Consider the following 8152-nt stretch of genomic DNA (forward strand, 5'->3'; position numbering starts at 1 on the left):
TGGCTCATTCCCTTCATGATACGCTGTTTTTTTATTTCTCTTCCCACATATTCGTCAACTGGGTGGGGTCTAACTTTCCCCTCTGCGGTAATGGGGATGGAACTTTGGTTTTGTGCTTGAGAAGTCATAAACATTATCCCATGTGTTACTCAGATAACTTAGGATAAATCATACACAATAGTAATGCAACAGTTATTTAATGTGTAGTTGGGATCGTAAAACCGTGAATAGTATGCTAGTTTAGGAATAAAAGCAACGATAAACATATAGAGCCGAACACAAGGGGGTAATATCTCGCGTGAAAGAGGGTGTGCTATGTTCTTGCCATGAAGTAGCTTTCTGTGCTAGCATGTCGAAATTTTGGTCTGGAGACTTAGCAGTGGTTGAAAGAACGCTTTCCATATTGAAGCCTGATGTTGTGGTACGCAGCATTGTAGGGCAGGTTATCTCCTACATCGAGGCTGCCGGTCTCAGGGTAGTTGCGCAACGCTTGTGTAAGCTCACGCCCGAGCAGGCTAGTGAGTTCTATGATGTGCACAGTGACAGGCCATTTTTCGCGGACCTAGTTAGATTTATGACGTCTGGACCTGTGATAGTTCAGGTTTTGGAAGGCGAGTCAGCAGTGAGTGTGTACAGGAAAGTCATGGGGGCTACTGACCCTAAAGCGGCCGAGCCGGGCACAATACGTGGTGACTTTGCTGAGAGTATAGACGCTAATTGTGTGCATGGTTCTGATAGCTTAGAGAACGCTGAGAAGGAAATAAGGTTCTTCTTCCGCGAGTGCGAGATCCTTAAGTGGTAAGACTGCTCTAGGTACTGTGCTGCTGATTCTCGCGTGGCACTTGTTGCATGGGTAACATTTTGTTGATGTGCCTTAGAAACACGGCAGGGGCCTTGTCTGGGTGCACGGTAATCGGATGGCAAGTGTTGTTTTCATTCCGGAGCTGGAGAGTGATGCGCAATCAGCTTGTTTCATGTGATACCGGGGCATCTTCATAAGACGAGATTTTAGAGTTCATCGGGTATTTCTTAGGGCCCCAGAGTATTTCCGTTTAGGAACGTGAAGGCGCAGATGCCTATGGGCTAATTCGTGATGTCAGAGTCTCGACCGTCGAGCATAGACTTTGCCATCACGAGAAGCTGTGCTTTCGTGACATTTTGTGGATCTTGCTCCCAGGTATCGCGTAGAGCTTTGAGTACTTGACCCAAAAGTCTACCTTCCTTGTATCCCAGTTTAGTAAGGTCGCTTCCAGAGACAGGCATATAGCTGGGCTTGAACATAACTGCACTTTCTAGATGGGAGAGCAATACACTTTCTGGGAGCTTATCATTTGTTATGAAACTCATAATTACCAAGTCTTTGTAAAGCTCTGTGCCCAAAGCATTCATATACTTTTGCTGCTGCACGGAAGACAGAGGCAAATTAGGGGAAGTATATAGCAGTATTTCAAGTAGTTTTTTTTCCTTTTTTGAAAGTCGGAAAAGACTCGATATATGTTTTGTGAATATATCTGGGTCCTGTATGAGACTGTGTGCTTTCAACATCACAGCAAACTTAGCAATGGGAGACCTTCCAACAAGATGTGGCGACTTGAGAGGTTCTAAGTTCACATCGTATGGCAAAATTTGTGAAAGCACTCCACAATCCTGCATCACAGCCAAGGTAGGGGCGCAACTTGAACATGCTAGCAACTTGAAGAATTCGCAGCGTATGCGTTCTTTTGACAGGGACGCCAATTTACTGGCGTATTTCGTGCATACATTTGTCACTGTTGGACTCAGGACGCTGTCGCTGCAGATTGATGCATGAAACCGAAATACTCTAAGTATTCTAAGAAAGTCCTCATTTACGCGTTGCTCTGCGTCTCCAATGAAAACCACTTGTCTGTTTTGAAGATCACTGATTCCCGTAAAATAATCATAAACTTTGCCATGCTTGTCGCAGTATAGGGCGTTAAATGTAAAATCTCTTCGGGATGCATCCTCCTTCCAGTCGTCCGTAAATACTACTAACGCATGCCTACCATCGCACTCAGAATCGCGCCTCAGCGTTGTGATCTCATATGGTATGCCAGCGGTAATTGCGGTGATTGTGCCATGCTTTATTCCCGTGGGTATGGCCTTTATGTTAGCTGCTTTTAGTGCAGTAGATACCTGGTCTGGTACAAGATCTGTTGCGAGGTCTATATCTGTAGTGCTTCTGCTAATGAGGCTATCTCGTACACATCCTCCTACCAATCGAGCGCTGCCACCGAAAGCCTCTAATGCTTTTATTATTCTTTTTACTCCCGGGTTACAGATTAATTTCTCTACCATGTTTATGTTTGCCATCACCCTTGCGATGTTAGCAAACTTGCGTCCAAAAAGCAGTAAATTTCGGCAACAGGTTAGGAACAGTAACTGATAACTGCAATATTTAGAATGCAATTCAAGTGTTTTTCCTAAAATTACATCTGATCATACATTAACTAATCCTATTTGGCGGTTACTTGTTTGATGACTGCGCTTAGTAGCTACTTTGGCAGTGACACGCAGATCCACAAGTATATGATGTTAAGCGTTATGAGGTGAATCTTCGAACCATCAGTGCGCAATGTGTCTATTCGGATGGCTGCATTTATGTAGCAAAAAGCAGGAATAGGTACCTTACGGGATTGTATGCTCCGGCTGCACAGAGCATTTAGCCATGGGAAGCAAGGCATTGAACAGAGGATACGGGCACAGGGTTGTAGTTTTTTGTGTCATATTTATCCTGAATTTATACAACACTTGCCCGCATCACGCTGCCTTTTTAGTTCGAGCCACACTTAATTTCAGGATAAAATAGCGTGTTGTGCATGTGCCAAAAATGGTTAGATAACATATTCCGGCTGTGCTTGAGAGACTTTTCCGTAGGTAGGTTTGGGCACGCAACACAAACTCTTGCCTGGTGTAACAATGCAAATGCAGGTTTGAAACTTGCGCTTCTCACACATGTTCCCACAGCATGAAGCACTTACGCGAGAAATTAGATTTTGCGTTGAGTTGTAGTGGATTTAAGTCCGTTGCACGAAGTCTGTGTTCCGGCAAATGTATCAATTACCTGTAGCTGTTTATGTGTACCTTACAAATAGTGGTATTGCAGCAAAGTGGGTAAAAAATCCGGGGGGGGGTAGCAAAAACATCAAAGGCTAACCCATAGGAAGATGGATACACATTTGTAACGTTACCGGTAGAGGGGTGGTTGGATGCTTTTTTGTGCCAATACATTAATATTGTCGCCCGCGAGCAACGTAACCACGTGGGCGCCAGAACCAATATTCTTCTGATATCATCGGTAGTGCTTCTAATACATTGTGGTCAGAACCTGTTTGGTCTGCTAGACAAAGCGGTGTGTTAAGTGCTTAGCGATCTGGCACGACTGTCAAGTTTGCGGGTTAGGAATAGTTTAAAATCTGTTCGTGTGCGCGATAAGTTGTGCAAAATGTGATATCCGGGACCGTTATCATACAGGTGAAACATCATCAATAATGAACTGCAAAAACTCATTACCGCGCCACTGATTTAGGCTGACTTTTCCGATCAGGTGCACACAAATATTGTTGTGAAGTAGAAGCAACCCAAGTTCAGTTCCAACACACTTGAAACATAAGCCACGGACTGAAACACCCCAGGAGTCGTATATTAAACACCGCACATGGTTACTGCCGACTATGGATTGGCTTTTAATCCTAACGTTTCTAAGAATGAACCTGGGCTCAGAGTTACCTGGCCCGAAAGGTTCCAGTAACTGCAGTTCTTTACACATGGATACGGAAAGAGATTCAAGAGCCAGTACACCATAGGTAGAGAAAACCTTTTGAATATTGGCTTCCTTAAACCTGTCTAGAAAAAACTCATATAGTCTATCTATCTGATCTTTATGAACTGAAAATCCAGCAGCCATTTCATGTCCACCACCTTCAGGTATGAGCCCTTCCACCTTTGCAGATAATACAGCAGCTCCTATGTCAATACCTGATACGGATCTCGCACTAGCTTTACCAACTTCTCCGTCAAGAGATATAACTATTGATGGAAGGAAAAAACGCTCCTTCAAACGCCCAGCAACTATCCCTATTACCCCAACATGCCACGGACCCGCGACCATTATTATGTTCTTGCCCTCTGAGACTAGGCGTTCAGCCTGTGACATAGCTTCTGATAAGCTTTTACCTTCTATTTCTTTTCTTTCTTCATTTAATTTGAGCAATTCCGAAGCTATCCTACTACATTCTATCGCATCGTCACTCGATAACAGCTTCGCTCCTAAACTCGAATTACCTACGCGCCCGCCGGCGTTGATGTGGGGACCTATAGAGAACCCAAGGTGATAAACACTTGGCCGCTCTTCTATTCCTATTGCATCTGCAAGTATTCTGAGGCCAGTATTTTCGCGCTCTGACATCACCTTCAGCCCCTGTTTTACAAATGCTCTGTTGAGCTTGACCATAGGCATAACGTCGCATACCGTACCTAAGGCAACAAGATCCAAATAACGCATCAGATTTGGGACGTCTGCTGCCTTAAAAAAGCCTTCTTGTACCAACGTCTTGTGCAATGCTACTAGTAGCATAAAAGATGTTCCAACACCCGACAAGTAGGTATACGTAGAGGTTTCGTCAAGACGATTTGGATTTATTACAGCAACCGCGTCGGGTAGGGTGGCCGCGCCGATATGGTGGTCAACAACTATAACGTCAAGCCCAGCGAGCTTTGCTGCAGATATGGGTTCGTGCGCTACGGTACCGCAGTCAACGGTTATACAAAGGCTGTATCCCTCATTTTTCAGCGCTAATAGCGCAGCAGAATTAGGACCATAACCTTCTTCTATCCTATCTGGTATATATATCCTGACTGTAGCACCTATACCACACAGATACCTCTTCAATAGTGCTGAAGAAGTGGCTCCATCCACATCGTAATCGCCAAAAATTACTATCCTTTCCCCGTTACGCAAAGCTGCAAGGATCCTACGTACTGCCTTATCCATATCCAAAAGGTGGAATGGGTCAGGTAACAGTAGCTTCAGTGTGGGAAACAGGAAGTCTCTAATCTCGGATAGAGGAATCTGTTTTATGGCCAGTACGCGTGCTACAACTTCACATAGTCCATACTTCTGCTGTATTGCAACAACGTCTCTGTGTGGGGCATGGCGCGTTTTCCAGCACGTCCCACCAATGCCTACGCACTCAACATCTTCTCTTTCCAGGCTCTGCAACATACCACCCCTTAATAAAAAAATGGGATAGCTGATTTTGTGCACACCTACTCAACACAAGCAATTGTTTTGTGTTATTAACCGCAACAACACCAACCATTGCTTGGGCATTTCCCAATTCATGTGGAAAAGAAGCCAGGGACTCCGTCAAAGGTATAGAGTTTTGTCGCTTTTGCTATGTCAAGCCCTAGATTTTCAATCCCTATGAGCAACTGCCCCATAGACAGAGAACTGTCTTTGTTTTGTGACTCGGATAAGTAAAACCTGCAAGTTAAAAGATCAATGTACGAAAATGCGTAAGGCGCGCTGGGCCACAACTCCATACCTTTTGCATGAATCATTTTAAGCTCTGCAGAGGACGAAGACGCAAGTTCTGACAGAGACTTTGCCAGCTCTTCTATGCGCGTTGGGTCATGTGCCCAATGCACTGTTACATCCACACCCACAAATGTTCTCGGCTTTGCTTCGGGTCTGACAGTACCTGCGACCATGGCTGGATTCTCCTCGATTGACATTCGTCGGAGATTACTAGGAACTGCACCGAGATTCTTGGCTATAGCACGGGCAAATTCAGTGGTAGATGCTCTAGACGAACTCGTATCGGGATTATATATATCCGCGGTATGTACGCCGTCTTCGAGAGTTTTCAGAAAAGCATCATGGATTGCTTGTGCCTTGTTGGTATGTCCAATATGTACCAGCATTTGTATTGCAGCATTAAGAAGCCCAGAGGGATTTGCAATATTTTTTCCCGCAATGTCTGGAGCAGAGCCGTGTACGGCCTCAAACATAGAATAGTCACTGCCCAGATTTGCGCTTCCGGACAGCCCTATGGATCCCGATGCTAGGGAGACTATATCAGACAATATATCGCCATACAGATTTGTTGTCACAACTACGTCGAACTCCTCGGGCTGAGAGGAAATTTTCGCCATGCCTATGTCTACTATATAGTAGTCTGAAGCGATGTCTGGATACTTTGCAGCAACTTTGTGAAATGCGTTCCGCAAGGTTCCGTCGGTCATCTTCATTATATTGTCTTTTACAAGGCAGGTGACCCTCTTTCTTTTATGGTTCCGCGCATAATTAAATGCGTATTCACAGAGTCTCTCAGATGCTGTTACTGTGGTAAGTTTCACGCATTCATGTGCATCTTCCGAAAGCTTATACTCCATGCCGCAATATGTGTCTTCTTCGTTTTCCCTCACGACTACTATATCGAGATTGGGATGGACGGTGCTTACTACAGGAAAATATGAAACGCACGGCCGCACATTAGCATAGAGGCCAAGCCTTTTTCTCAAGGCGACGTTAAGGCTCTTGTGGCCACCGCCCTGAGGAGTCATTGTTGGTGACTTCAATAAAACCTTTGTTCTTTTTATGGATGCCCAAGAAGACGGAGCAATACCACAAGGCCAATCGCGTCGGTACTGAGCATTGCCTATTTCGACCGCCTCTACTGAGATATCAGTTTGCGCTTCCTTCAAAACAAAAAGCACGGCTTCCATAATCTCTGGACCTACACCATCGCCATACGCCACCGTGATAGGAACGGACATAAATTTCCCCATATAAACCCTGAGTATTGTATCGTATATCTCCTTTGTAAGGAAGTTCCTAAAATCATTGCCAGACTGTATCCTATATGTACTGTCAGCGAGGTTACGGGGTAATTTTGTGTGGTTACCGTCGCATGTAGGTTTTTTGGTAAAAATGTGAAACATCATCAATAATGAACTGCAAAAACTCATTACCGCGCCACTGATTTAGGCTGACTTTTCCGATCAGGTGCACACAAATATTGTTGTGAAGTAGAAGCAACCCAAGTTCAGTTCCAACACACTTGAAACATAAGCCACGGACTGAAACACCCCAGGAGTCGTATATTAAACACCGCACATGGTTACTGCCGACTATGGATTGGCTTTTAATCCTAACGTTTCTAAGAATGAACCTGGGCTCAGAGTTACCTGGCCCGAAAGGTTCCAGTAACTGCAGTTCTTTACACATGGATACGGAAAGAGATTCAAGAGCCAGTACACCATAGGTAGAGAAAACCTTTTGAATATTGGCTTCCTTAAACCTGTCTAGAAAAAACTCATATAGTCTATCTATCTGATCTTTATGAACTGAAAATCCAGCAGCCATTTCATGTCCACCACCTTCAGGTATGAGCCCTTCCACCTTTGCAGATAATACAGCAGCTCCTATGTCAATACCTGATACGGATCTCGCACTAGCTTTACCAACTTCTCCGTCAAGAGATATAACTATTGATGGAAGGAAAAAACGCTCCTTCAAACGCCCAGCAACTATCCCTATTACCCCAACATGCCACGGACCCGCGACCATTATTATGTTCTTGCCCTCTGAGACTAGGCGTTCAGCCTGTGACATAGCTTCTGATAAGCTTTTACCTTCTATTTCTTTTCTTTCTTCATTTAATTTGAGCAATTCCGAAGCTATCCTACTACATTCTATCGCATCGTCACTCGATAACAGCTTCGCTCCTAAACTCGAATTACCTACGCGCCCGCCGGTGTGCACTGGGTATCAAAGATACCAGGGTTGCGATAGCTGATCACAGAGTAACTGTATTACAACTTATTATCGCTTCCATTGCCGATGCACGCACGGTAAATTTCTATACCATATACTGTTATGCCAGTCATTTATGCCTCGAAGGCATAGACAACGGATGGTAAGCTGCAGCGACTGGTGAGTTAACTAATAGGCTTGGTTGCAGTGTTGCGCTAACGTCATAGACCCCGAAATTACCCCGTAGAGGATTCGCCTTCTTGTGCGCTGCAGCTATGAAAGTCAAACTTATGGCCGTTGTTTTGGAACCTCACGATGCAATATTCTGTGAGTCTTGCATTCATTCTTTAAACCTTCGATAGACTTCGCTAGGTG

The 8152-nt window shown here is 44.6% G+C and carries 5 protein-coding genes and 1 pseudogene; 1 reads left to right on the top strand and 5 read right to left on the bottom strand.

Annotated elements, in window-relative coordinates:
- Window positions 1-134 (bottom strand): annotated as a pseudogene (locus PGW94_RS03940) (XRE family transcriptional regulator); the annotation flags it as partial.
- Between the two features lie 245 nt (window positions 135-379).
- Here PGW94_RS03940 and ndk point away from each other — a divergent pair.
- The gene (ndk, locus tag PGW94_RS03945; protein WP_271758862.1) at window positions 380-802 is read left to right on the top strand and encodes a nucleoside-diphosphate kinase; all 423 of its coding nucleotides are present in this window, start codon (window positions 380-382) and stop codon (window positions 800-802) included.
- A 281-nt stretch (window positions 803-1083) separates the two neighbouring features.
- On the opposite strand, the gene PGW94_RS03950 is transcribed toward ndk, so the two are convergent.
- From PGW94_RS03950 to PGW94_RS03965, 4 genes are all read right to left on the bottom strand, one after another.
- Window positions 1084-2331: a CCA tRNA nucleotidyltransferase gene (locus PGW94_RS03950; protein ID WP_271758856.1), complete on the bottom strand. Its 1248-nt coding sequence runs from the start codon at window positions 2329-2331 to the stop codon at window positions 1084-1086.
- Between the two features lie 1153 nt (window positions 2332-3484).
- Window positions 3485-5242, bottom strand: a complete 1758-nt coding sequence (recJ, locus tag PGW94_RS03955) for a single-stranded-DNA-specific exonuclease RecJ (RefSeq protein WP_271758858.1) — start codon at window positions 5240-5242, stop codon at window positions 3485-3487.
- Between the two features lie 116 nt (window positions 5243-5358).
- Window positions 5359-6798: an isocitrate dehydrogenase gene (gene icd / locus PGW94_RS03960; RefSeq protein WP_271758864.1), complete on the bottom strand. Its 1440-nt coding sequence runs from the start codon at window positions 6796-6798 to the stop codon at window positions 5359-5361.
- 124 nt (window positions 6799-6922) lie between these two features.
- Window positions 6923-7786, bottom strand: a complete 864-nt coding sequence (locus tag PGW94_RS03965; RefSeq protein WP_271758860.1) for a DHHA1 domain-containing protein — start codon at window positions 7784-7786, stop codon at window positions 6923-6925.
- Window positions 7787-8152: the final 366 nt, after the last annotated feature.

This window comes from Candidatus Anaplasma sp. TIGMIC (genome assembly GCF_028204095.1).
GTDB lineage: Bacteria > Pseudomonadota > Alphaproteobacteria > Rickettsiales > Anaplasmataceae > Anaplasma.